Source organism: Mesobacterium hydrothermale, assembly GCF_035818635.1.
GTDB lineage: Bacteria > Pseudomonadota > Alphaproteobacteria > Rhodobacterales > Rhodobacteraceae > Mesobacterium_A > Mesobacterium_A hydrothermale.
Genome location: NZ_JAYLLH010000007.1, coordinates 119,940 through 142,110, shown reverse-complemented (window position 1 = coordinate 142,110; position 22,171 = coordinate 119,940). Strand labels below are relative to the sequence as shown.

The following is a 22,171-nucleotide window of genomic DNA, read 5'->3' as shown; positions in this document are numbered from 1 at the left end:
CCCCGCCTTGCAAGCCTTTAAAGGAGGCCCATCCACGCCCTGGGGGACCCATTGATGCAAGAACCGGCCATCACGCCCGACCTCATCGCCGCGCACGGGATCAAGCCTGACGAATATGCCGAAATCCTGCGGATCCTGAACCGCGAGCCCACGTTCACCGAACTGGGGATTTTCTCGGCCATGTGGAACGAACATTGTTCCTACAAATCGTCGAAGATCTGGCTGAAGACCCTGCCGACCGAAGGTCCGCAGGTCATCTGTGGCCCCGGCGAAAACGCCGGTGTGATCGACATCGGCGACGGGCAGGCCGTGGTGTTCAAGATGGAAAGCCACAACCACCCGTCTTATATCGAGCCCTACCAGGGCGCGGCCACCGGCGTGGGCGGCATTCTGCGCGACGTGTTCACCATGGGCGCACGCCCGATCGCGGCGATGAACGCGCTGAGCTTTGGCGAAAAGGACCACCCCAAGACCCGCCAACTGGTGCATGGCGTGGTCGAAGGCGTCGGCGGCTATGGCAACTGCTTTGGCGTTCCGACCGTGGGCGGCGAAGTCCGGTTCCACCCGGCCTACAACGGCAACTGCCTGGTAAACGCGTTCGCGGCTGGCCTGGCTGATGCCGACAAGATCTTCTACTCCGCCGCATCGGGCGTGGGCCGCCCCGTTGTCTACCTTGGCGCCAAGACCGGCCGTGACGGCGTTGGCGGAGCCACCATGGCCAGCGCCGAATTCGACGAAACCATCGAGGAAAAGCGCCCCACCGTTCAGGTCGGCGACCCGTTCACCGAAAAACGCCTGATGGAAGCGACGCTGGAACTGATGCAGACCGGCGCGGTGATTTCGATCCAGGACATGGGCGCCGCGGGCCTGACCTGTTCCGCGGTGGAGATGGGCGACAAGGGTGGCCTTGGCATCCGGCTTGACCTGGAAAACGTGCCGCAGCGCGAAACCAACATGACAGCCTATGAAATGATGCTGTCGGAATCCCAGGAACGGATGCTGATGGTGCTGGACCCGGCGAAAGAGGCCGAAGCCAAGGCCGTCTTCGACAAGTGGGACCTGGATTTCGCCATCGTCGGCGAAACCATCCCCGAGGACCGCTTCCTGATCATGCACAATGGCACCTGCATGGCCGACCTGCCCTTGTCGAAACTGTCGTCCTCGGCCCCGGAATATGACCGCCCCTGGGTGCCGACGCCCCTGGCCGCTGCCATGGACGACGTGCCGCAGGTCGATCCGATCGACGCCTTGAAGGCCCTGATCGGCTCGCCCAACTATTGCTCGCGCCAGTGGGTGTATGAACAGTACGACAGCCAGGTGATGGCCGACACCGTGGTCACCCCGGGCTTTGGCGCCGGGCTGATCCGCGTGCATGGCACCGACAAGATGCTGGCCTTCACCTCGGACGTGACCCCGCGCTATGTCAAGGCCAACCCGGTCGAGGGCGGCAAGCAGGCGGTGGCCGAAGCTTTCCGCAACCTGACCGCCGTGGGTGCCAAGCCACTGGCCACCACCGACAACATGAACTTCGGCAACCCCGAAAAGCCCGATATCATGGGCCAGTTCGTGGGCGCCATCCAGGGGATCGGTGAGGCCTGCACCGCGCTGGACATGCCGATCGTGTCGGGCAACGTGTCTCTGTACAACGAAACCGACGGGCAAGGCATCCTGCCGACGCCCACCATCGGCGCCGTCGGCCTGATCGCCGCCGGCGAAGCTCCGATCAACGGCCGCGCCCGCGACGGCCATGTCGCGCTGCTGATCGGCGAGACCGGCAGTCACCTGGGCCAATCCGCCTTGCTGGCCGAGGTGTTCAACCGCGAAGATGGCGATGCCCCCAGCGTCGACCTGGCCGCCGAACGCCGCAACGGCGATTTCATCCGCGCCAACCGCGCCTGGATCAACTGCTGCACCGACCTGTCGGATGGCGGGCTGGCCGTGGCGGCCTTCGAGATCGCCGAGGCATCGGGCGTGGGCGTGGTGCTGGACAGCGACGCCACGCCCGAACTGTTTGGCGAGGACCAGGCCCGTTACCTTGTCGCGTGCAATTTCGACAGCGCCGAGGCCCTGATGGCCGCCGCCGCGCAGGCGGGTGTGCCAATCCAGACCGTCGGCCGGTTCACCGGTGACACTGTCCGGATGGGCGGGGCCGAGGCCAGCCTTGCCGAGCTTGCCGCACTTTACCGCGGCGCCTTTGCCGGGTATTTCGCCTGACCTTCGGTCCGGCGACCCGGGTGGGGGCGCTGCCCCCACACCCCCGGGATATTTTGAGCAAGATGATGCAGACGGCGGGTTTCTTCAGACCCGCTGCGAAAGACAGGTGACCCGGCATTGATGGGTTGCGGCGGGCCCGAGGCTCTGACAACTCTTGTGAAAACGCGTTTCGCGATTGCAGGATTTGAGACAGGAAGACCTATGGCGCCCCGAAAGATCATCATCGACACCGACCCCGGACAGGACGACGCGGTTGCCATCCTGCTGGCGCTGGCCTCTCCCGAAGACATCGAGGTGCTGGGCATCACCGCGGTGGCAGGGAACGTGCCGCTGGCGCTGACGGAAACAAACGCGCGCAAAGTCTGCGAACTGGCGGGGCGTCCGGACGTGAAGGTCTTTGCCGGGTGTGACCGGCCGTTGGCACACACCTTGGTGACGGCCGAACACGTGCACGGAAAGACCGGGCTTGACGGCCCGGACCTGCCCGCGCCGGTCATGCCGCTGCAGGACGGGCACGGGGTCGATTTCATCGTCGACACGCTGCGGGCGGAGGCCCCGGGCAGCGTCACGCTCTGCCCGCTGGGGCCGCTAACGAATATCGCCACGGCGTTTCAGAGGGCGCCCGATATCGTTGAAAAAGTTCAGGAAATCGTCCTGATGGGGGGGGCATATTTCGAGGTTGGCAACATCACGCCGGCGGCCGAATTCAACATTTATGTCGATCCGGAGGCGGCCGAGATCGTGTTCCGTGCCGGGGCACCCATCGTTGTCATGCCGCTGGATGTGACCCACAAGGCGCTGGTCACCACCCCGCGCAACGAGGCGTTCCGGGCCCTTGGCACGCCCGTGGGCGTGGCCGTCGCCCAGATGACCGATTTCTTCGAACGTTTCGACAAGGAGAAATACGGCTCTGAAGGCGCGCCGTTGCACGATCCCTGCGTGACCGCCTACCTGCTCCGGCCAGAGCTGTTCACCGGGCGCCATATCAACGTGGAAATCGAAACCGGGTCAAAGCTGACCCGCGGAATGACCGTCGCCGACTGGTGGGGCGTGACCGACCGCGCCACCAACGCCACCTTCATGGGCGACATCGACGCCGACGGTTTCTTTGCCCTGCTGACCGAACGGCTGGCACGATTGTGAGCCTGCTGCACCTCGCCACGCCCGACGACTTGCCGCGGCTGCTGCCGCTGGTGGCCGCGTTGCACGAAGAACTGGGTTTCGACACTGACGACGCACACCGCTCCGCGGCGATCACCCCGCTCCTGGAAGGCTCGCCCCACGGCGCGGCCTGGCTGATCGGCCCGCGCAAGGCGCCGGTGGGCTACATCGTGATCACCTTCGGCTGGTCGGTGGAATTCGGCGGGCTCGACGGCATTGTCGACGAAATCTACATCCGCCGCGCGGTCCGCGGCCGGGGCATGGGGTCAGAGGCGCTGAACACCCTGGCGCAGGCTCTCAAACAAGGCGGCATGCGCGCGCTGCACCTTGAGGTCGACAGCAATGACACGCAGACCCGCCGCTTCTACGCCCGCCAGCATTTCAAGGAACGCGACCGCTACATGTTCATGAGCCGCGTGCTGTGATGCGCCCCACCGCGCCCCATCATCTTGCCCGAAATATCCTCGGGGGAGCGCGAGGGGGCAGACAGCCCCCTCGCTCCCGTCAGCAAAGCCTGCAAAGCCGATGACCGCCCCTGTCCCCGCACCTCGCGATTTTTCTGACTGGCAAGGCCTGCTCGACCTGATCCTGCTCAGCTTCGCCTATATGGAGCGCCGGATCGACCCGCCATCTTCGGCGCATCGGTTGACGTTAGACACCCTCCGACAAAAGGCAAGGGACGAACATCTTTACCTCTCGGGCGGCGCGTCCCTGACCGGCTGCGCCTTCTTCGCAGAACGCCCCGGCACGCTCTATGTCGGCAAGATGGCGATCCATCCCGACCGTCAACGCACCGGGCTTGGCCGCGCCTTCATGGTCGAGGCAGAGGCGCTGGCCCGTCGCCTCGGCCTGACCAGACTTCACTTGGAAACCCGGATCGAATTGACAGAGGTGCACGAGGCCTACCGCCGCATGGGGTTCGTCAAGACCGCCGAAAAGGCCCATCCCGGGTTCGACCGTCCGACCTCGATCACCATGGAACGCACGCTGCCGCCCCTTTGAAACCGTGGGAAAACCGCCTATCTGCCTGCCATGACCCTGCGCATCCCCTTCGACAACAGCTATGCCACCCTGCCCGAGCAGATGTTCGCCCGCGTGCGCCCCGTGCCCGTGGCCGAACCCGCGCTGATCGCGTTCAACACCGGCCTGGCGGCCGATCTCGGCATCGACGGGGTGGATGACCCGCGCCTGGCGCCGCTGTTTTCAGGCAATATCCTGCCTGACGGGGCAGAGCCCATCGCGCAGCTTTATGCCGGCCACCAGTTCGGGCAGTTCAACCCGCAGCTGGGCGATGGCCGCGCCCATCTGCTGGGCGAAGTCCTGGGCCGCGACGGCACCCGCCGCGACATCCAGCTCAAGGGCTCCGGCCCGACGCCCTATTCCCGGCGCGGGGACGGGCGGGCCTGGCTGGGGCCGGTGCTGCGCGAATACCTGCTGTCCGAGGCGATGCACGCGCTTGGCGTCCCCACCACCCGCGCGCTGGCCGCGGTGCGCACGGGCGAGCCGGTGATCCGTGAAACCACCCTGCCCGGCGCGGTACTGACCCGGGTGGCGCAAAGCCATATCCGCGTCGGCACCTTTCAGGTCTTTGCCGCGCGGGGACAGATCGACCTGTTGCAGGCGCTGTTCGACCACGCCGTCGCACGCCACGCGCCGGGGGCCAAGGATCCGCAGGCCTTTTTGCAGACCGTGATCGACCGGCAGGCGGCGCTGGTGGCGCAGTGGCTGTCGCTGGGCTTCATCCACGGGGTCATGAACACCGACAATTGCGCGATCTCGGGCGAAACCATCGACTACGGCCCATGTGCCTTCATGGACCAGTACGACCCGGAGACCGTGTTTTCCTCGATCGACCGCCATGGCCGCTATGGCTATGCCGCGCAGGCCGATATCATCGTCTGGAACATGGCGCAGCTGGCCACGGCGCTGTTGCAGCTGATGCCCGACCCGGAGGCGGCCCTGCCCGGCTTTCAGAAACAGATCGAGGCTATGGGCGATGTGATCCGCGCCGAATGGCTGGCGCGGTTCGCGATGAAGATCGGGATCAGCGCCCCGCGCGCCGAAGACGCTGCCCTGATCGGGGACCTGCTGGCGCTGATGCAGGCCAGCCATGCCGATTTCACCAACACGTTCCGCGCGCTGGTCGATGGCAACCCGCGCGACCAGTTCCTTGATCGCGCGGGGTTCGACCAATGGGCCACGCGCTGGCACAAGCGGCTGGAGGCGGAAACGCACGACCCGCAGGCGCTGATGGCGCGGGTCAATCCGGTGATCATCCCGCGCAACCACCGGGTCGAGCAGATGATCGCGGCGGCGGTCGCGGGCGACGACGCGCCGTTCCACCGCATGCTGGCAGCGCTGCAACGCCCCTACGACCACGGCCCGGACAGTGCCGAACTGGCCCGCCCGCCGGCAGAGGGTGAGCGCGTCAAGGCCACGTTCTGCGGAACCTGAGCCGGCGCGATCAGCGCCGGCGGCGCAGCGTGATCAGCAAGACCCCGACCGCCACCAGCACCAGCGCGCTCAGGACGTTGGGAACCAACTTCTCGCCCAGGATCAGCCACCCCATGCCAACCGACAGGACCGGCGACAGAAAGCTGAAGGCGGCAATGTCGGACGCAGGGTAGATCCGCATCAGGCTCAGCCAGAACAGGAACCCAAGGCTGGCCACGATCACCGCCTGAAAGCCCATCCCGGCCCAATGCCACAGCCCCGGGTCCCGCAGCAACGGACCAAAGAACGGCGCAACCACCAGCAGTATCACCGCCGAGACCGACAATTGCCAGAACAACTGCGACTCGGCCTCGAGCGTCGACACAGCCGTCAGCCGCACGATCAAGGCGATTCCGGCCCAAAGCAGCGTTGCGGCCAGCGCCGCAAGCTCACCCCAGCCGATGCCGCCCCCGCCGGGCTGGTACAGCGCCAGCGCAACCCCCGCCATCGCCAACACCAGCCCGATCCCGCGACGAGGCGTCAACCGTTCTCCGGGCAACAGGAAATGTGCAATGACCGCCAGCCAGACCGGCATCGAATAGAACACGATCGAGGACCGCGCCACCGTGGTCAGATCCAGCGCCACGAACAGCAGAAGGAATTCGACGCCAAAGAACGTGCCCAGCATCATCCCGGGCCAAAAACTGCGGCGCAGCCCGCTGATCCGTCGCCCGCGGACCAGACACCAGATGCCAAGCACGCACAGCGCCAGCGCCGACCGCAGCCCGGCCCCGAACACCGGCGCGATACCGGTGTTCACCAATTTCACCACGACCTGGTTGAACGCCAGGATCGTGGCAAACCCGGTCATCCCCAGCGCACCCGGCAAATCCATAGAGCTCTTGCGTTCCATGCCGCCATCAGCCGTCCGAGTTTGGCCAAGGTCAAGCACGAAAATCCCGATTTCCCATGGCCGTCGCCCAGAAATGTGGCATTGTGCAGACACTTTGGAACGGTCAACGGCAAAAGGATGCGGATCATGGGTCTGATGGGAACACTGGCAAAGGTGGCAATCGGCTACGCAGCGGCGCGCGGCGTTGACAAGATGACGGACGGCGGCGGGCTGGGCGCCTTGCTGGGCGGCAAGGCGCAGGTCCCCGCGCAGGACCCAATGGCAAAGACCCAGGCGCAGGCGGTGGCCGGCATGACCGGAGAGGCCAACCCGATGGCTGAGATGCTGCAAAAGATGACGCAGGGCGGCGGCGATCTGTCGGCGATGATGGGCGGGGCCCCGGGGGCAAATCCGCTGGCAGGCATGATGGACAAGATGAAAGAGGCCGGGTTCGACCTGTCCGCCATGACCGGCGGTGGTGCGGACAAGACCGGGGGGCTGTTGTCGCAACTCTCGGGTGCCGGCGGCACGGGGCTGGCGGGCATGATGGCCACCGCCACCGGGGCCGCCGCGATGACCGGCAAGGGCGTGGGCGGAATGATCGACCAGTTCAACACGGGCCAGACCGCCCCTGAACTGGAAGCGTCGGCCGGGCTGATGCTGCGGGCGATGATCATGGCGGCCAAGGCCGATGGCGGCATCGACGCCGCCGAAAAGGCCAAGCTGCTGGACACCGTGGGCGACGATGCCGATGCCGAGGACATGGCGTTTGTCCAGGCACAACTGGCCGCCCCGGTCGACCCCGAAGCCCTGGCCGCCGATGTGCCCGAAGCCCAGAAGGCGCAGGTGTATTCCGCCTCGCTGATGACCATCCGTGTCGATACGGATGCCGAGGCGCAGTATCTTGATCGCCTGGCCAAGGCGTTGGGGCTGGACGAACCCGTGGTCAACATGCTGCACATGCAGATGGGTATGAAACCGCTTTACGCCTAAGGATCCGTCCCCTGCCCAAATCGTCGTTACAGGGCGTGCTGCTGGCCGCCGCGGGTGCGCTTGTGCTGACGCCCGATGCGCTGTTGCTGCGCCTGTCCGGCATGTCCGGGCTGCAAATGGTGGGCTGGCGCGGACTGTGCATGGGCAGCCTGTTCGTGCTGGCCTGGCTTGTCACGCGGAAACCCGGCGACATGGCGCGGCTGTTCACCGGTGCCGGGCTGACCATTGTTTTGTGCCAGTTTTTCAACGCGGTCAGTTTTGCCAGCGGGATCGCCGCCGCGCCGGTGTCTGCGGTTCTGATGGCGGTGGCCACGGGACCGGTCTGGTCGGCGCTGCTGGCGCGGGCGTTTTTCGGGGAACGCACCAGCGCGGCGACCTGGATCACCATCGCAGCGGTGCTGACCGGCATCGCCATTGCGGTGCTGCAACCTGACGCGCTGACCGCCACCGGCAGTCTGATCGGCGTGAGCTTCGGACTGGGCGTTGCGGTGGCCCTGGCGCTGAATTTCGTGATCCTGCGCCATAACCCGGACCTGCCGCTGCTGCTGGCCATCGGGATCGGCGCACTTCTGGCCGGTGGATTCGGCTGGGCGATGACCGGCCCCGAACGGATGTTCGACGGCCAGCTTTGGGCGATTCTGATCACCGGGCTGGTGATCCTGCCGACGTCTTTCTTTGCCATGTCGCAGGCGTCGCGGATGACGGCCGCGGCCAATGTCAGCCTGCTGTTGCTGCTGGAAACCGTGCTGGGCCCTGTCTGGGTCTGGCTGGGTGTGGGCGAAGTTCCGGGGCCGCGGCTGGTATTCGGCGGGGCCATCGTGGTCACCGCGCTTGCGCTTTATCTGCTGTACCTGCGACGGCGCACGCGCTGATCTGTGGTCTTGGCCTTGCCCCCCATCCGCGGTTAAACCGGGACCGACAGGCAAATCAGGGGCTGGCATGACCGACAGCATCATCGACCGCTGCGCCGCGCAGGGGCTGCGCATGACCGAACAGCGCCGCACCATCGCGGCGGTGCTCGAATCGTCGAGCGATCATCCCGATGTCGAGGAACTGTATGCCCGCGCGTCCAGGATCGACCCCGGCATTTCCATTGCCACGGTCTATCGCACGGTCAAGCTGTTCGAGGAATCCGGCATCCTGGACCGGCTGGAATTCGGCGACGGGCGGGCGCGCTATGAAGATGCCGACCGCGACCATCACGACCACCTGATCGACCTGACCACAGGCGAGGTGATCGAATTCCTCGACCCCGAGATCGAGGCGCTTCAGGAAAAGATCGCCGAAAAGCTGGGGTATCGGCTGGAAGGTCACCGGATGGAACTGTTCGGCGTGCCGCTGTCGAAGAAGTGACGCCTAGAGCACGATGTCGGGCAGGCTGTCAAAGGCCAGTTTCAGCGCCTCCCCCCAGCCGTTCGAGATCGTCTGATAATAGGCATCATCGGGTGCCACGCGGCGCGACAGGCCCAGTTTGAAACTGTCGGCTTCGTAAAGTTGCAGGTCCAGCGGCAGCCCCACGGACAGGTTGGCCTTGATGGTCGAGTCAAAGCTGACCATCAAGAGTTTCACCGCCGCTTCAAAGCTCATCTTCGGGTCAAACGCACGGACAAGGATCGGGCGACCATACTTGGTTTCCCCGATCTGGAAGAATGGCGTATCTGCCCCGGCCTCGATAAAATTGCCTTCGGGATAGATCAGGAACAGGCGCGGCGCAGAGCCTTTGACCTGCCCGCCCAGGATCAGCGTTGCGTTAAAGGCGCTGTCGGCACGCATCCCGCCTTCGGCATGTTCGCCGATGACTTCACGCAAGGTGGCGGCCACCTCGCGGGCGATCTGGAACATCGACGGCGCTTCCAGGATCGACGGGTTCCGGTCCCCCGGCGCTTTGGACCGTTCCTCCAGCAGGCTGACCACCGCCTGGGTGGTGGCCAGGTTGCCTGCCGACATCAACACGATGGTGCGGTCGCCCTGCACTTCCCAGGTGTGCATCTTGCGGAAGGTGGAAATATTGTCGACGCCCGCGTTGGTCCGGGTGTCGGACATGAAGACAAGACCGCGGTCCAGCCGCATTCCCACACAATACGTCATACTGCCTGTTTCCTACTGCTGCGCGACCTGAACCGAGACTGTAAGGTTCTCGCCAGCGCCCCCAAGTGTTGTGCCCCGTACAGGCGCCGCCTCTGAATAGTCAAGTCCCGTGGCGACGCGGACATAGCGCCGGTCCGGTGACATGCCGTTCGACACGTCGAACCCGACCCAGCCCAGCGCGCTGACATAGGCCTCAACCCAGGCGTGCATTGCATCCTGTTCGACCGTGTCGTCCATCATCAGGTAGCCCGAGACATAGCGCGCGGGAAAGCCCATCTGCCGGGCGCAGGCGATGAAAACATGCGCGTGATCCTGGCAAACGCCATGGCCCAGCTCGATCGCCTCTTCGGCGGTGCAGCCCGTTTCTGTCTTGCCCTTGTCATAGGTCACCGCAGCACCGATCACCGCAGACAGGGTGTGCAGACGGTCCAGTTCGGTGTCGCCGCCAACCTGCTTGATCAATTCGCGCACGCCCTTGCCCGGACGGGTCAGCGGCGTCTGGCGGTCGAACAGCCACAGCGGCACCGCGCCTTCGTGCGGGCCAACCACGCCGTGAGTGTCGGTCAGTTCGACCTCTCCCTCGTTGCGGATGACCAGCTCGGTGGTGCCGGTCGCAAAGCTGATCAGGTCGACGGTGTTGCGGTGCTGGTCTTCGAACTCCAGCTCCTTGATGCCGCCGGTGACCGTCGTCTGCCAGTTGATGATATTCTGCGCGCGATAGGATTTCGGGGTCTTGCGCAACTGTTGCAGACCGTAGGGCACCGGCGCGTCGAATTCATAGCGGGTGGTATGGATGATCTTCAGGCGCATGGCTTACTCATAGAACCGATAGTCGATTTCGATCTGGCGGCTGAGGCTGGCCAAGGAAATCAGGATGTCTTCGATATATTCGTGCAGACCATAGTCGAAGATCGCGTCGATGTCGTGCGACATGAACCGCCGGCACAGCTTCTCGGCCAACGTGAAGCTTTCGGGGGTCTGACCATAGTCCTTGGCGATATATCCCAGGTTGTCACGCAGCTTGTGCGCGCAAAAGCTCAGGCTGCGCGGCATCCGCCGGTCAAGGATCAGGAAATGGGCGATGTCGCGCGGCCGCGCCTCCTGCCCGTGGATCATCCGGTAACCGCCTTCCGATCCCATCGACCTCAGGATGGATTCCCATTGCACGTTGTCCAACCGCGAGCCCACCGCAAAGGTGGTGGGCAGCAGCACGTAGTATTTCACATCGAGGATCCGCGCGGTGTTGTCGGACCGTTCGATAAAGGTGCCGATCCGGGCGAAATCGTAGATGTCATTGCGCAGCATCGTGCCATGGGTCGCCCCGCGCACCAGCCCGGTCCGCTGGCGCATGGTCGACAGAACCGCCGGCAGGTCGCGTTCGTTGATCTTGCGCGACAGCAGGTCCTTTGCGCGCATGTAGCAGCCGTTCATCGCCTCCCAGACCTCGTGGGTCAGGGCGGTGCGGACCAGCCGCGCGTTCATCCGCGCCTGGGCAATCGACGAAAAGATCGACGACGGGTTGTCGCGGTCGCGCAGCATCCAGTCGATCGCCAGATCCTTGCGCAGTTCGCCGTGCTTTTCCATGTAGCCGGCATAGACGCCCGCCGATTGCAGCACCGAACCCCATTCGTCATCCGCGCCGCGCAGCCGGGTCAGGGCGATGCGCTGGCCGGTGTCGATCATGCGAACAGTGTTTTCGGCGCGTTCAAGTTGGCGGTACATCCAGAACAGGCCGCCAGCGGTTTTTCCCAGCATGCCTTAATCCTCCAGAACCCAGGTGTCCTTGGTGCCGCCGCCCTGCGACGAGTTCACCACGAGCGAGCCCTTCTTCAGCGCCACGCGGGTCAGCCCGCCCGGCGTGATGTTGATCCCTTCCGGAGAGACCAGCACGAAGGGCCGCAGATCGACGTGACGCGGCGCCAGCCCGGCCTTGGTGAAGATCGGAACGGTCGACAGGCTCAGCGTCGGTTGGGCGATGTAGTTGCCCGGCCGCGCCTCAAGCTTCTTGCGGAATTCGGCGATGTCCTTCTTGGTTGCGGTCGGTCCGATCAGCATGCCGTAGCCGCCAGAGCCGTGGACTTCTTTCACCACCAGCTCGGCAAGGTTGTCGAGGACATAGGCCAGCGACTCCGGATCGGAACAGCGCCAGGTCTGCACGTTCGGCAGCAGCGGCTTTTCACCGGTGTAGAATTCGACGATGTCCGGCATGTAGCTGTAGATCGCCTTGTCGTCGGCGATCCCGGTGCCCGGCGCGTTGGCGATGGTGATCTTGCCCGCGCGATAAACATCCATGATCCCCGGCACGCCCAACGCGCTGTCGGGATTGAAGTTCAGCGGATCAAGAAAATCGTCGTCGACGCGGCGATACAGCACGTCGATGGGTTTGTAACCTTGCGTCGTGCGCATCTGCACCTTGCCGTCAAAAACCCGCAGGTCGTTGCCCTCGACCAGTTCGACGCCCATCTGGTCGGCGAGGAACGAATGTTCGAAATAGGCCGAGTTGAAGATCCCCGGCGTCAGCACCGCCACCGTGGGCGGCCCGTCGCAGCCCGAAGGGGCGCTGGCCGCCAGCGACCGGTGCAGGCTGGCAGGGTACTGGCTGACCGGCTGCACGCGGTTCGCGCTGAAGAGTTCGGGGAACATCTGCAACATGGTTTCGCGGTTTTCCAGCATGTAGCTGACACCGCTGGGGGTGCGGGCGTTGTCCTCCAGAACGAAGAATTCCTCTGGTCCGGTGCGCACAAGATCGATGCCGACGATATGGGTATAGACCCCCCCCGGCGGATTCACGCCCAGCATCTGCGGCAGGAAGGCTTCGTTCTTGGCGATCATCTCTGCCGGGATACGCCCGGCGCGGATGATCTCCTGTCGGTGGTAGATGTCATAGAGGAACGCGTTGATCGCGCGGACCCGCTGTTCGATCCCCTTGCTCAGCAAGGCCCATTCCCGGCCCGAAATGATGCGGGGGATAATGTCGAACGGGATCAGCCGTTCTTCGGCGGCGGCCTGACCGTAGACATTGAACGTGATGCCGGTCAGGCGGAACACGTCGTCGGCCTCGCGCTGCTTGCGGCGCAATCGGGCGTGGTCTTCGCCTTCGAACCAGCGCCCGTACCCTGCATAGGGCGTCCGAAGCGCGCCCTCGCCTTCCCACATTTCGTCAAAGAAATCCGTCATGTTCCCCAGTCCAAACCCTGTACCAGCCTTGCCCACCCGCGCGCCGGAGGCAAGCGACGGTTTGCAAATAAGTGCCCACATGCCGCATCTTGTGCCCAATCCGTGGGCGACAGGGGAATCGCCACGGCTGTCCCCGGTTGCGCCTTCCGCGCGCCGGTTGCAAGGACAGGTTGGGAATCCGCCGCGACGGGACCTATATTAGCTGCGTCAACCATTCCCCCAAGGAAGTGCGATGCAACAGGACAGCCAGATACCAGAGCCCGACTTTTCGGGCCTGTCACCTGCGGTCTGGGGCGACAGGTTCCGGGCAATGGGTGACGCACAGGGGTTTTATGAACCGCTGGGACGTCTGCACGCCGCCTGTTTCGTGGATCAGCGCGACACGCTGCTGGTGACCTTCGAAGCGCTGCCGCGCATCCAACGCGCCGGCGGCACGCCGCTTGGCTTCAGGCTGCGCCGTGCCACCGGCTGGTCCAGCCTGACTCTGGTCAGCAAGGGAGATACGTGGTTCCGCTCGCCCTCGGTCGCCGGATTTTTCGACCAGCTGCGCCGCGACGCATTCTTTGATGATTTCGAGCGGGTGGTGTTTTACGGCTCCGGGCCGGGGGGCTATGCCGCCTGCACCTATGCCCGCGCCTGTCCCGGTGCACGGGTTCTGGCGTTGGCCCCGCAAGCCACGCTTGATCCTCGTATGGCGGGCTGGGATCCCCGGCTCCGCCGGATGCGCCGCCTGCCCTTCGGCGGCCGCTATGGCTTTGCCCCCGACGGCCTGCGACAGGCGGCAGAGGCTTGGGTGCTGTTCGACCCACACGAGCCGCACGACGCCATGCACGCCGCGCTGTTCGGCAACATGGCACATGGGTTGCGCACCCCCTTTCTTGGCCCGGCGCCGGACCAGTCGCTCGAGAAGATGGGGGTGTTGCTCCCCCTGCTGGAAGCCGTGGCCGAAGACCGCCTGACCGCCACGGGCTTTGCCCGGATGATGCGGGCCCGGCGCGACTTCCCGCCATATCTGCGGCGGCTGCTGGCGCATCTGGACGCCACCAACCGCGCCGCGCTGGCCCGCGTGATGTGCCGCAGTGTGCTGGCCCGGTGGGAAATCCCGTCGCTCAGAACCTGGCTTGAACGGCAGGGCTAGGGCAGACAGCGCCAGGGCGGGCGCAAACCCGTGGCATCAGCGCCGGCGGGACAACAGCGCCTCGCGCAACTCTGCCTGAAAATACCCCAGGAACCCGCCGACCAGAACCAGCAGGGGCGACGCGCTGCCGCCGGCGAATTCCAAGACCAGCGCGGCCAGCATCATCACCAAGGCGAAAGCAGCCACCGCCTGTCCGTCGCGGTCGGGCATGTGATCCTCGTCCATCACCCGCAGCAGCAGTTCCACCACCTGCGCCTGCAAGGGCCGCGCGGCCCACCCCGCCAGAACCGATAGGATGATCGTGAACACCATGCGCCGGGGTCCTTCTTGTCGCTGCGCTTTGGCGCCACTGTGACGCATAAGGACCCTGGCTTCAATCGGCACTGGCCCCCTGTCCGCGCTTCGTGGTAACGCACGCCCATGACCCAGATCACGCTTCGCCGCCCCGACGACTGGCACCTGCATCTGCGCGATGGCGCCATGCTGCGTGCCGTGGCCCCCGAAACCGCCCGCGATTTCGGACGCGCCATCATCATGCCGAACCTCGTGCCGCCGGTGGTGACCGGCGCGCAGGCCGCCGCCTATCGCGACCGGATCCTGGCGGCGCTGCCCGAAGGGTCGGGGTTCACGCCGCTGATGACGCTGTACCTGACCGAGGACACCGACGCCGACGACCTGGCCGCGGCCCATGCCAGCGGGCTGATCACCGCGGTCAAGCTGTACCCGGCCGGGGCCACGACCAATTCCGCCAGCGGGGTCACGAATTTCGACAAGGTCCGCCCCGTGCTGGAGCGCATGGCCGAAATCGGCTGCCCGCTCTGTGTGCATGGCGAGGTGGTGGACAGCGACATCGACATCTTCGACCGCGAGGCCGTGTTCATTGACCGGGTTCTGGACCCGATCCGGCAGGCCACCCCCGGCCTGCGCGTGGTGATGGAACACATCACGACGCAACAGGGCGCAGACTATGCCCGGTCGGGCGGGGCCGACCTGGGCGCGACGATCACCACGCACCACCTGGTCATCAACCGCAACCACATCCTGGTGGGTGGGATCAAGCCGCATTACTACTGCCTGCCCGTCGCCAAGCGCGAGGACCACCGGCAGGCACTGGTCGCCGCCGCAACCGGCGGCGAGGCCTGTTTCTTCCTGGGCACCGACAGCGCGCCGCATCCCGACCACCTGAAGGAACACGCCTGCGGCTGTGCCGGCTGTTTCACCGCCACCAACACGATGTCGATCCTGGCCGAGGTGTTCGAGCGCGCAGGCGCGCTGGACCGGCTGGAACGCTTCGCGTCGCTGAACGGTCCGGCCTTCTATCGTCTGCCGGTGAACCCGGACACGATCACCCTGGCGAAAGGCGCGCCCGTCACCTATCCCGACAAGATCGAGGTCGAGGGGTCGAGCCCGGTGACCGTGTTCCAGCCGGGCTTTGACCTGCACTGGCGGATCGTGCGGTAAGGCCTGCGCCGCGGGGGGCCAGCCCCCCGCACCCCCCCCCGGGATATTTTCAGCAAGATGATGAACAGGTCGCCGCCTCTTTTCCAGCGGCGGCTTTTGACGTATGCGCGGGGCTGTCGAGACAAAGGAGCCTGCCGATGATCCCCTCTGCCTTTCCCGCCAAGGAAGAAATTGCCCGCCTGACCGCGCGGATGCTGCTGGAGATCGGGGCGGTGAATTTCCGGCCCGAGGATCCGTTCATCCTGGCCTCTGGCCTGCCATCGGCCACCTATATCGACTGCCGCAAGCTGATCTCGTTTCCGCGCATACGCAGCACGCTGATGGATTTCATGGCGGTGACGGTGATGCGCGAGGCCGGGTTCGAGGCGTTCGACAACATCGCCGGCGGCGAGACCGCGGGCATCCCCTTTGCGGCGATGGTGGCGGAACGCCTGGCGCTGCCGATGACCTATGTCCGCAAGAAGCCCAAGGGCTACGGCCGCAACGCCCGGATCGAGGGCGCCATGACCGAGGGTCAGCGCGTGCTGCTGGTCGAGGACCTGACCACCGACGGCGGCTCGAAGCTGTCCTTTGTCGATGCGATCCGCGAAACCGGGGCCACCTGCGGGCATACGGCGGTGATCTTCTACTACGATATCTTCCCTGAAACGATCGATACGCTTGGCGCCCATGGCGTGCAGCTGCACCACCTGTGCACCTGGTGGGACGTGCTGGCCGAAGCGCGGGCCCAGGGGGCGTTCAGCGCCGAGACACTGGCCGAGGTCGAGGCCTTCCTGAAGGCGCCGCGCGCCTGGCAGGAGGCCCGCAAACAGGGCTGAGTCGGGGCGAATCGGCCCGCCTTTCGCGCGGCGCGACAAGAGTACGAGGCAAGCCCCCGTCGGGCTTGCCTTTTTTCGTCCGGGGGGCCGGATAGCGCCCTGCACCGGCGGTTGACACCGCATCGGGCATGCAGCCTTGATCGTGACGATAGTGTCACACCCCGCGGCGCGCCCTACCAGATATTGACGGACCAAGCATTGCCACGGCAAGATGCAGCGGTGAAACCGACCCACATCTTATCCACAGAGATTTCCCGTCTGCCCTGCGCACGCGCGGCGCGCTACATCGGGCGCCTGGGAGAGTCACAGGGGATGTCATGAACGAGATTGCGACCATCACGCCGGGCAAGGCGCACATTGAAGCGGCCGAGACCATGCCGCATTCGATCGAAGCCGAACAGCAGTTGCTGGGTGCGATCCTGACCAACAACGATATCTTTGACCGCGTCGCATCGATCATCACGCCGGCACATTTCTACGAACCGGTGCACGCCCGGATCTTCGAAATCGCCTCGGCGAGGATTTCCAAGAACGCGCTGGCCTCTCCGGTCACGCTCAAGGCGTTCCTGGAGGATGACGAAGGGCTCAGGGAACTGGGTGGGCCGGCGTATCTGGCGCGCCTGGCGGGCGCTGCGGTCAGTTCATTCGCCGTGCGTGACTACGCCGAGATGATCTATGACCTGGCCGTTCGCCGCGACCTGATCCAGCTGGGCCGCGATATCGCCGCGCAGGCCAGCAAGGTCGATGTCGACAGCGAGCCGCGCGATCAGATCGTGCAGGCCGAACAGAAGCTCTATCAACTTGCCGAGCAGGGCCAGAGCGAACGCGGCTTCGTGTCCTTCCTCAAGGCGGTGACGGAGGCGGTGAACGTCGCCAACGCCGCTTATCAGCGCGAAGGCGGCCTGGCGGGCCTGTCCACCGGGCTGACCGACATGGATACCAAGCTGGGCGGGCTGCACCCGTCCGACCTGTTGATCCTTGCCGGGCGTCCGTCGATGGGCAAGACCTCGCTGGCCACCAACCTTGCCTTCAACATCGCCAAGGCCTATCGCAAGGGCATCCGCCATGACGGGACCGAAGGCGCGGTCGAAGGCGGCGTTGTGGGCTTTTTCAGCCTGGAAATGAGCGCCGAACAGCTGGCCGCGCGAATCCTTGCCGAGGCGTCGGAAATCTCCAGTCATAAGATTCGCCAGGGCGACATGACCGAAGAGGAATTCCGCCGCTTCGTCGAAGCCGCAAAAACGCTCGAGGCCTGCCCGCTTTATATCGACGATACGCCCTCGATCCCGATCAGCCAGTTGTCCGCCCGGGCCCGGCGCCTGAAGCGCGCCCACGGGCTGGATCTGCTGATCGTCGACTACTTGCAGCTGGTGCGCGGCACCTCGCGCAGCGGCGAAAACCGGGTGCAGGAAATCGGCGAGATCTCGATGGGCCTCAAGGCCATCGCCAAGGAACTGAACATCCCCGTGATCGCCCTGTCGCAGCTGTCGCGCCAGGTCGAAAGCCGCGAGGACAAGCGCCCGCAGCTGTCCGACCTTCGGGAATCGGGCTCGATCGAACAGGACGCCGACGTGGTCATGTTCGTCTTCCGCGAGGAATATTATGTCGAGCGGGAAAAACCCTCCGACGACCGGCTGGATGAAATGGCCGCCTGGCAGGAACGCATGGCGCGGCTGCATGGCAAGGCCGAGGTCATCATCGGCAAGCAGCGTCACGGCCCGATCGGCACGGTCGAACTCAGCTTCGAGGCGCAGTTCACCCGCTTCGGCAACCTGGTGAAACCCTGGCAGCAGGGCGAAGGCGGGTACTGACCGCCCCGCCGCTGGACTGCGCCGCAGTCGGGGCGGCGCGCAGCGGCTCGGCCGCACGGGCGGGCGACGGCCCGCACCGCGGGCCCGCGCTTGCGCGTCCCCGCCTCACAGCAGCAGCGCCGCGCCAAGGTAGACCCCGACTTCGCCCAGTTGTTGCGTTGCCCCCAGGCAATCGCCGGTGAACCCGCCCAGCCGCGCCCGTACAAGCCCGCCAAAGGCCTGCGCAAGCACAATGCAGGTCAGGATCGCCGCGAAGGCCGCCCAGATCCCGACCGCCAGCACCAGGACGCTCAGGATCACGAAGGCCGTGCTCATCGCCACGCGATACCCATCGGGCGTCACCGACGGTGCGGCAAAGGCCGCGCCCACGTCGCGGGCATAGCGCGTGGTGGCGATCATGTGCACCGCCGCCATCCGGCCCAATCCGTGCCCTGCGATCAGCAACACCGCGCCCTGCCCCGCTGAAAACGAGGCCAGCAAGGTTAGCTTCAACCCGATCACCACCAGCAGCGCCAGGGCGCCATAGACCCCGATCCGGCGGTCGCGCATGATCGAAAACGCCTCTTGCCGCGGCTTTTGCGCGGCCAACCCGTCGGCGGCATCCGCCAGGCCGTCCTCATGATAGGCCCCGGTGATCAGCAGGGTCGCAGCCAGCGAAAGAAGCGCCGCCGCCATCATTGGCAAGACCAGCGCTGCCAGCCAGAACACCACCGCTCCCAGCGCCCCGATGATCACGCCGGCCAGCGGGAAATACTTCACCGACCGGATCGACAGGTCATCGGACACCGGAACCGCACATGGCATCGGCAGCCGTGTCAGCGTGGTCAGCGCCAGCAACAAAAGCTGCCCTTCCAGTTTCAGCGCCTCGACCATCGCGCCTGTCCTCCTGCCTCCTGCGCTTCAGGCTAGCGTGCGGCTGTCGCTGCCACAACGCAAACCCGCGTGGTTCTGGCACAGGCGTGGGATTTCACCTTGACGCAACCGTTGGACCTGCCAAACAACGTCCATGGCACAGGCTGTTTTAACGATCGATCTTTCCGCTATCCGCGCCAACTGGTACGCGCTTGCCGCGATGGGCCGGGCGGAAACCGCCGCCGTGGTCAAGGCCAATGCCTACGGGCTGGGGGCGGACCGGGTTGCAAAGACTCTGGCCCAGATCGGCGTCCGCCGGTTTTTCGTGGCTGAAGCGCAGGAAGGCGTGGCACTGCGCCGCGCGCTGGGACCGGGGCCGGAAATCAACGTCTTTTCGGGCCACATGACCGGCGATACCGCGGCGATCCGCGATGCCGAACTGACGCCGATGCTGAATTCCATCGACCAGATGCTGCGCCATGTCGAGGCGCTGCCGGGTCATCCCTTCGGCATCCAGCTCGATTCCGGCATGAACCGCCTGGGGATGGAACCGGGGGAATGGGCCGCTTTGCGCGATATCGCACTGTCGCAGAAACCCCGTCTGGTGATGAGCCATCTTGCCTGCGCCGACGAACGCGACCACGGCATGAACGCCTTTCAGCTTCAGACCTTCCGGCAGATGACCGACGGGATCGGCGCGCCGCGGTCGTTGTCAGCCACCGGCGGCATCCTGCTGGGCACCGACTACCATTTCGACGTGACCCGCCCGGGGATCGGGCTGTATGGCGGGCTGCCCTTCGTCGATGCCGCCCCGGTGGCCGCGCTGGACATCCCGGTGATCCAGGTACGTGACCTGGTGCCGGGCGAAAGCGTTGGCTACGGCAACACCTGGGTTGCGCGCAAACCTTCGAAAATCGCGACGATTGCAGGCGGTTACGCTGACGGCATCATTCGCGCCATGGGCCCCAAGGCCTATGTCTGGGCGGGCGAGACCCGCTGCAAGATCGTTGGCCGCATCTCGATGGACCTGATCGCGGTCGACGTGACCCACCTGGACGACATGCCGGAAACGGTCGAGCTTCTGGGACGTCACCAGTTCGTCGATACGCTGGGCGATGCCGCGGGCACGATCGGCTACGAAATCCTGACCTCGCTGGGCAACCGCTACGCTCGGCGCTACGTCGGCGCATGACCCTGACCGCGCCACTGACGGCGCTTGGCCGCGCCACGCTTGGCTTTCTGGCCATGGTGGGCCGGGTGGCGCTGTTTGCGCTGGCGACGCTGCGCCACATCGCGACGCCGCCGTTTTATGCCCGCGAATTTGCCCATGCCCTGCTGCACATCGGCTGGCTGTCGCTGCCCGTCGTCGGCCTGACCGCGCTTTTCACCGGCGGCGCGCTGGCGTTGCAGATCTATTCCGGCGGCGCGCGCTTCAACGCCGAGGCGGTGGTGCCCCAGATCGTCGCCATCGGCATGGTGCGCGAACTGGGCCCGGTGCTGGTCGGCCTGATGATCGCGGCGCGCGTCACCTCCTCGATCGCGGCCGAGATCGCCACGATGAAGGTGACCGAACAGATCGACGCGCTGGTGACGCTGTCCACCCACCCGATGAAATACCTGACCGCCCCGCGTGTCCTCGCCGCGCTTCTGGTGGTGCCGGCGCTGGTGGCCGTGGGCGACGTGATCGGCGTCATGGGGGGCTATGTCGTGGCCACCGGCACGCTGGGCTTCAATCCCGCAGCCTATCTGAAAAACACCGCCGATTTCCTTGAACTGGCCGACATCCTGTCGTCGCTGGCCAAGGGCGCGGTCTTCGGTTTCATCGCCGCGCTGATGGGCTGTTTCTACGGCATGAATTCGGGCCGGGGCGCGATGGGCGTGGGCAAGGCGACGAAATCCTCGGTCGAGGCGGCGGCGGTGCTGATCCTCGCCGCGAACTTCCTGCTGACGGGGGTGTTCTTCTCGCTATGACCCCGCAGCGCCCCCTTTCTGAAGACCCGTGCCCATGATCACCATGTCCGGCGTGCACAAGACCTTTGGCAGCAACCACGTTCTGCGCGGCGTCAACCTTTCGGTTGATCGCGGGACCTCCTGCGTCATCATCGGCGGCTCGGGCACCGGCAAGTCGGTGACGATCAAATGCGTCCTTGGCCTTGTCACCCCCGACGCCGGCACCATCACCGTCGACGGGCAGGATGTGACCAAGGCCGACCGCGACGCGTTCCTGGCCCGCTTCGGCATGCTGTTCCAGGGCGGCGCGCTGTTCGACAGCCTGCCGGTCTGGCAGAACGTCGCCTTCCGCTTGCTGCGCGGCGCGCTGAAGCGGCCCAAGGCCGAGGCGCGTGAAATCGCCATTGAAAAGCTGCGCCGCGTCGGGCTGAAACCCGATGTCGCAGACCGGTTCCCGGCGGAACTGTCCGGCGGCATGCAAAAACGCGTGGGCCTGGCCCGCGCCATCGCGGCAGAGCCCGAGATCATCTTTTTCGACGAACCCACCACCGGGCTCGACCCGATCATGGCGGGGGTCATCAATGACCTGATCCGCGAAATCGTGGTGGAAATGGGTGCCACAGCCATCACCATCACCCATGACATGTCCAGCGTCCGCGCCATCGCCGACACCGTGGCCATGCTGCATGACGGGGTGATCAAATGGACCGGCCCGGTTGCGCAGATGGACGTCACCGACGATCCATATGTCCAGCAGTTCATTCATGGCCGCGCCGAAGGCCCGATCGAGGCCGTGCGCTGATGGCATGGGACGGCTGGGGCTCCCTGATGATCGGGGGATTCCTTGCCGGGACCGGGCCGACGATCCTGATCGGGCAAACCTATCGCAGCCGATTGTTCGCTTTGATCCCGGCCTACCCCCGGCTGGACAGGGCCCTGACGATCCTTGGCAGTCTCAGCCTTGTGATCCTTGTCGTCGCCTTGAAGACCACGGGCGGCGGATATGACGGGATCTGGCTGGCCGTGGTCGTGATCGTCTATCTGACCGCAGGCAACGCGCTGGCGCTGCTGTTGTACCTGTTCACCCACCGGTCGCCGCCGGTCCTGCTGCTGCCGGATCTTGCGATCTGGCTGATTTGCGGGCTGGTTGCGGTACACGTCCTGCCACAGATCAAGGGATAGG

At 65.4% G+C, this 22,171-nt stretch carries 23 protein-coding genes; 16 read left to right on the top strand and 7 right to left on the bottom strand.

From position 1 onward, the window contains the following. Positions 1-54: 54 nt before the first annotated feature. The 5 genes from purL to VK792_RS07285 all read left to right on the top strand — a co-directional run bounded on the left by purL (position 55) and on the right by VK792_RS07285 (position 5,829). Complete coding sequence (gene purL, locus VK792_RS07305; protein ID WP_326296766.1) at positions 55-2,214, top strand: phosphoribosylformylglycinamidine synthase subunit PurL; 2,160 nt, start codon at positions 55-57, stop codon at positions 2,212-2,214. A gap of 201 nt (positions 2,215-2,415) precedes the next feature. After that, entirely contained in the window at positions 2,416-3,357 is a 942-nt protein-coding gene (locus VK792_RS07300) for a nucleoside hydrolase (protein WP_326296765.1), read from the top strand. Continuing rightward, positions 3,354-3,800: a GNAT family N-acetyltransferase gene (locus VK792_RS07295; RefSeq protein WP_326296763.1), complete on the top strand. Its 447-nt coding sequence runs from the start codon at positions 3,354-3,356 to the stop codon at positions 3,798-3,800. The genes VK792_RS07300 and VK792_RS07295 overlap by 4 nt, the downstream gene beginning before the upstream one ends. A gap of 100 nt (positions 3,801-3,900) precedes the next feature. Further along, positions 3,901-4,377 carry a GNAT family N-acetyltransferase gene (locus VK792_RS07290; RefSeq protein WP_326296761.1) on the top strand — a complete coding sequence of 159 codons (477 nt, stop codon included), beginning with the start codon at positions 3,901-3,903 and terminating at the stop codon, positions 4,375-4,377. Positions 4,378-4,407: 30 nt separating this feature from the next. Continuing rightward, positions 4,408-5,829: a protein adenylyltransferase SelO gene (locus tag VK792_RS07285; RefSeq protein WP_326296759.1), complete on the top strand. Its 1,422-nt coding sequence runs from the start codon at positions 4,408-4,410 to the stop codon at positions 5,827-5,829. Positions 5,830-5,839: 10 nt separating this feature from the next. Here the strand turns inward: VK792_RS07285 and VK792_RS07280 are convergent, their stop codons facing one another. Further along, on the bottom strand, positions 5,840-6,721 hold the full coding sequence (locus VK792_RS07280; protein ID WP_326296758.1) for a DMT family transporter: 882 nt from the start codon (positions 6,719-6,721) through the stop codon (positions 5,840-5,842). Between the two features lie 126 nt (positions 6,722-6,847). On the opposite strand from VK792_RS07280, the gene VK792_RS07275 reads away from it, so the two are divergent. From VK792_RS07275 to VK792_RS07265, 3 genes are all read left to right on the top strand, one after another. Further along, positions 6,848-7,693, top strand: coding sequence for a tellurite resistance TerB family protein (locus VK792_RS07275; RefSeq protein ID WP_326296757.1), 846 nt, complete (start codon positions 6,848-6,850; stop codon positions 7,691-7,693). Positions 7,694-7,728: 35 nt separating this feature from the next. Beyond that, positions 7,729-8,565, top strand: a complete 837-nt coding sequence (locus VK792_RS07270; RefSeq protein WP_326296755.1) for a DMT family transporter — start codon at positions 7,729-7,731, stop codon at positions 8,563-8,565. 67 nt (positions 8,566-8,632) lie between these two features. After that, a complete protein-coding gene (locus VK792_RS07265) occupies positions 8,633-9,046 on the top strand; it encodes a Fur family transcriptional regulator (protein ID WP_326296754.1) in 414 nt (137 codons plus the stop codon). A 3-nt stretch (positions 9,047-9,049) separates the two neighbouring features. On the opposite strand, the gene VK792_RS07260 is transcribed toward VK792_RS07265, so the two are convergent. The 4 genes from VK792_RS07260 to VK792_RS07245 are packed head-to-tail and all read right to left on the bottom strand — an operon-like array spanning position 9,050 to position 12,958. Then, a complete protein-coding gene (locus VK792_RS07260) occupies positions 9,050-9,781 on the bottom strand; it encodes a proteasome-type protease (RefSeq protein ID WP_326296753.1) in 732 nt (243 codons plus the stop codon). 12 nt (positions 9,782-9,793) lie between these two features. After that, complete coding sequence (locus VK792_RS07255) at positions 9,794-10,591, bottom strand: transglutaminase family protein (RefSeq protein WP_326296752.1); 798 nt, start codon at positions 10,589-10,591, stop codon at positions 9,794-9,796. A 3-nt stretch (positions 10,592-10,594) separates the two neighbouring features. Further along, entirely contained in the window at positions 10,595-11,536 is a 942-nt protein-coding gene (locus VK792_RS07250) for an alpha-E domain-containing protein (protein WP_326296750.1), read from the bottom strand. A gap of 3 nt (positions 11,537-11,539) precedes the next feature. Next, positions 11,540-12,958, bottom strand: a complete 1,419-nt coding sequence (locus VK792_RS07245) for a circularly permuted type 2 ATP-grasp protein (RefSeq protein WP_326296749.1) — start codon at positions 12,956-12,958, stop codon at positions 11,540-11,542. A 232-nt stretch (positions 12,959-13,190) separates the two neighbouring features. Between VK792_RS07245 and VK792_RS07240 the strand changes: the two genes are divergently transcribed. Further along, positions 13,191-14,096 carry a phosphoadenosine phosphosulfate reductase gene (locus VK792_RS07240; protein WP_326296748.1) on the top strand — a complete coding sequence of 302 codons (906 nt, stop codon included), beginning with the start codon at positions 13,191-13,193 and terminating at the stop codon, positions 14,094-14,096. 36 nt (positions 14,097-14,132) lie between these two features. On the opposite strand, the gene VK792_RS07235 is transcribed toward VK792_RS07240, so the two are convergent. Further along, entirely contained in the window at positions 14,133-14,408 is a 276-nt protein-coding gene (locus VK792_RS07235) for a hypothetical protein (RefSeq protein ID WP_326296747.1), read from the bottom strand. A gap of 108 nt (positions 14,409-14,516) precedes the next feature. Here VK792_RS07235 and pyrC point away from each other — a divergent pair, with 108 nt between their 5' ends. The 3 genes from pyrC to VK792_RS07220 all read left to right on the top strand — a co-directional run bounded on the left by pyrC (position 14,517) and on the right by VK792_RS07220 (position 18,186). Beyond that, the gene (pyrC, locus tag VK792_RS07230) at positions 14,517-15,557 is read left to right on the top strand and encodes a dihydroorotase (RefSeq protein ID WP_326296746.1); all 1,041 of its coding nucleotides are present in this window, start codon (positions 14,517-14,519) and stop codon (positions 15,555-15,557) included. A 137-nt stretch (positions 15,558-15,694) separates the two neighbouring features. Then, positions 15,695-16,375, top strand: coding sequence for an orotate phosphoribosyltransferase (locus VK792_RS07225; protein ID WP_326296745.1), 681 nt, complete (start codon positions 15,695-15,697; stop codon positions 16,373-16,375). A gap of 317 nt (positions 16,376-16,692) precedes the next feature. Beyond that, positions 16,693-18,186 (top strand): replicative DNA helicase, encoded by a 1,494-nt coding sequence (locus VK792_RS07220; protein WP_326296743.1) that lies wholly within the window; start codon positions 16,693-16,695, stop codon positions 18,184-18,186. A 105-nt stretch (positions 18,187-18,291) separates the two neighbouring features. Here VK792_RS07220 and cobS read toward each other — a convergent pair whose 3' ends face one another. After that, on the bottom strand, positions 18,292-19,059 hold the full coding sequence (gene cobS / locus VK792_RS07215) for an adenosylcobinamide-GDP ribazoletransferase (RefSeq protein WP_326296742.1): 768 nt from the start codon (positions 19,057-19,059) through the stop codon (positions 18,292-18,294). Between the two features lie 133 nt (positions 19,060-19,192). On the opposite strand from cobS, the gene alr reads away from it, so the two are divergent. Genes alr through VK792_RS07195 form a run of 4 tightly spaced genes read left to right on the top strand, consistent with a single transcriptional unit; the run spans position 19,193 to position 22,170 of the window. Continuing rightward, the gene (gene alr, locus VK792_RS07210) at positions 19,193-20,230 is read left to right on the top strand and encodes an alanine racemase (RefSeq protein WP_326296741.1); all 1,038 of its coding nucleotides are present in this window, start codon (positions 19,193-19,195) and stop codon (positions 20,228-20,230) included. Further along, entirely contained in the window at positions 20,227-21,009 is a 783-nt protein-coding gene (locus VK792_RS07205) for an MlaE family ABC transporter permease (protein ID WP_326296740.1), read from the top strand. Before alr ends, VK792_RS07205 begins: the two co-directional genes overlap by 4 nt. A 34-nt stretch (positions 21,010-21,043) precedes the next feature. Then, complete coding sequence (locus tag VK792_RS07200) at positions 21,044-21,790, top strand: ABC transporter ATP-binding protein (RefSeq protein ID WP_326296739.1); 747 nt, start codon at positions 21,044-21,046, stop codon at positions 21,788-21,790. Then, complete coding sequence (locus tag VK792_RS07195; RefSeq protein WP_326296738.1) at positions 21,790-22,170, top strand: hypothetical protein; 381 nt, start codon at positions 21,790-21,792, stop codon at positions 22,168-22,170. The genes VK792_RS07200 and VK792_RS07195 overlap by 1 nt, the downstream gene beginning before the upstream one ends. The last annotated feature ends 1 nt before the right edge of the window (position 22,171 follow it).

Excerpts from the sequence above, each read along its gene's own strand:
- VK792_RS07205 (WP_326296740.1), top strand. The coding sequence starts at position 20,227 with ATGACCCTGACCGCGCCACTGACGGCGCTTGGCCGCGCCACGCTTGGC.
- VK792_RS07200 (WP_326296739.1), top strand. The coding sequence starts at position 21,044 with ATGATCACCATGTCCGGCGTGCACAAGACCTTTGGCAGCAACCACGTT.
- purL (WP_326296766.1), top strand. The coding sequence starts at position 55 with ATGCAAGAACCGGCCATCACGCCCGACCTCATCGCCGCGCACGGGATC.
- VK792_RS07220 (WP_326296743.1), top strand. The coding sequence starts at position 16,693 with ATGAACGAGATTGCGACCATCACGCCGGGCAAGGCGCACATTGAAGCG.
- VK792_RS07225 (WP_326296745.1), top strand. The coding sequence starts at position 15,695 with ATGATCCCCTCTGCCTTTCCCGCCAAGGAAGAAATTGCCCGCCTGACC.
- VK792_RS07250 (WP_326296750.1), bottom strand. The coding sequence starts at position 11,536 with ATGCTGGGAAAAACCGCTGGCGGCCTGTTCTGGATGTACCGCCAACTT.
- pyrC (WP_326296746.1), top strand. The coding sequence starts at position 14,517 with ATGACCCAGATCACGCTTCGCCGCCCCGACGACTGGCACCTGCATCTG.
- cobS (WP_326296742.1), bottom strand. The coding sequence starts at position 19,059 with ATGGTCGAGGCGCTGAAACTGGAAGGGCAGCTTTTGTTGCTGGCGCTG.
- VK792_RS07280 (WP_326296758.1), bottom strand. The coding sequence starts at position 6,721 with ATGGAACGCAAGAGCTCTATGGATTTGCCGGGTGCGCTGGGGATGACC.
- VK792_RS07195 (WP_326296738.1), top strand. The coding sequence starts at position 21,790 with ATGGCATGGGACGGCTGGGGCTCCCTGATGATCGGGGGATTCCTTGCC.
- VK792_RS07285 (WP_326296759.1), top strand. The coding sequence starts at position 4,408 with ATGACCCTGCGCATCCCCTTCGACAACAGCTATGCCACCCTGCCCGAG.
- VK792_RS07240 (WP_326296748.1), top strand. The coding sequence starts at position 13,191 with ATGCAACAGGACAGCCAGATACCAGAGCCCGACTTTTCGGGCCTGTCA.
- VK792_RS07300 (WP_326296765.1), top strand. The coding sequence starts at position 2,416 with ATGGCGCCCCGAAAGATCATCATCGACACCGACCCCGGACAGGACGAC.
- VK792_RS07260 (WP_326296753.1), bottom strand. The coding sequence starts at position 9,781 with ATGACGTATTGTGTGGGAATGCGGCTGGACCGCGGTCTTGTCTTCATG.
- alr (WP_326296741.1), top strand. The coding sequence starts at position 19,193 with ATGGCACAGGCTGTTTTAACGATCGATCTTTCCGCTATCCGCGCCAAC.
- VK792_RS07255 (WP_326296752.1), bottom strand. The coding sequence starts at position 10,591 with ATGCGCCTGAAGATCATCCATACCACCCGCTATGAATTCGACGCGCCG.
- VK792_RS07265 (WP_326296754.1), top strand. The coding sequence starts at position 8,633 with ATGACCGACAGCATCATCGACCGCTGCGCCGCGCAGGGGCTGCGCATG.
- VK792_RS07290 (WP_326296761.1), top strand. The coding sequence starts at position 3,901 with ATGACCGCCCCTGTCCCCGCACCTCGCGATTTTTCTGACTGGCAAGGC.
- VK792_RS07245 (WP_326296749.1), bottom strand. The coding sequence starts at position 12,958 with ATGACGGATTTCTTTGACGAAATGTGGGAAGGCGAGGGCGCGCTTCGG.
- VK792_RS07275 (WP_326296757.1), top strand. The coding sequence starts at position 6,848 with ATGGGTCTGATGGGAACACTGGCAAAGGTGGCAATCGGCTACGCAGCG.
- VK792_RS07235 (WP_326296747.1), bottom strand. The coding sequence starts at position 14,408 with ATGGTGTTCACGATCATCCTATCGGTTCTGGCGGGGTGGGCCGCGCGG.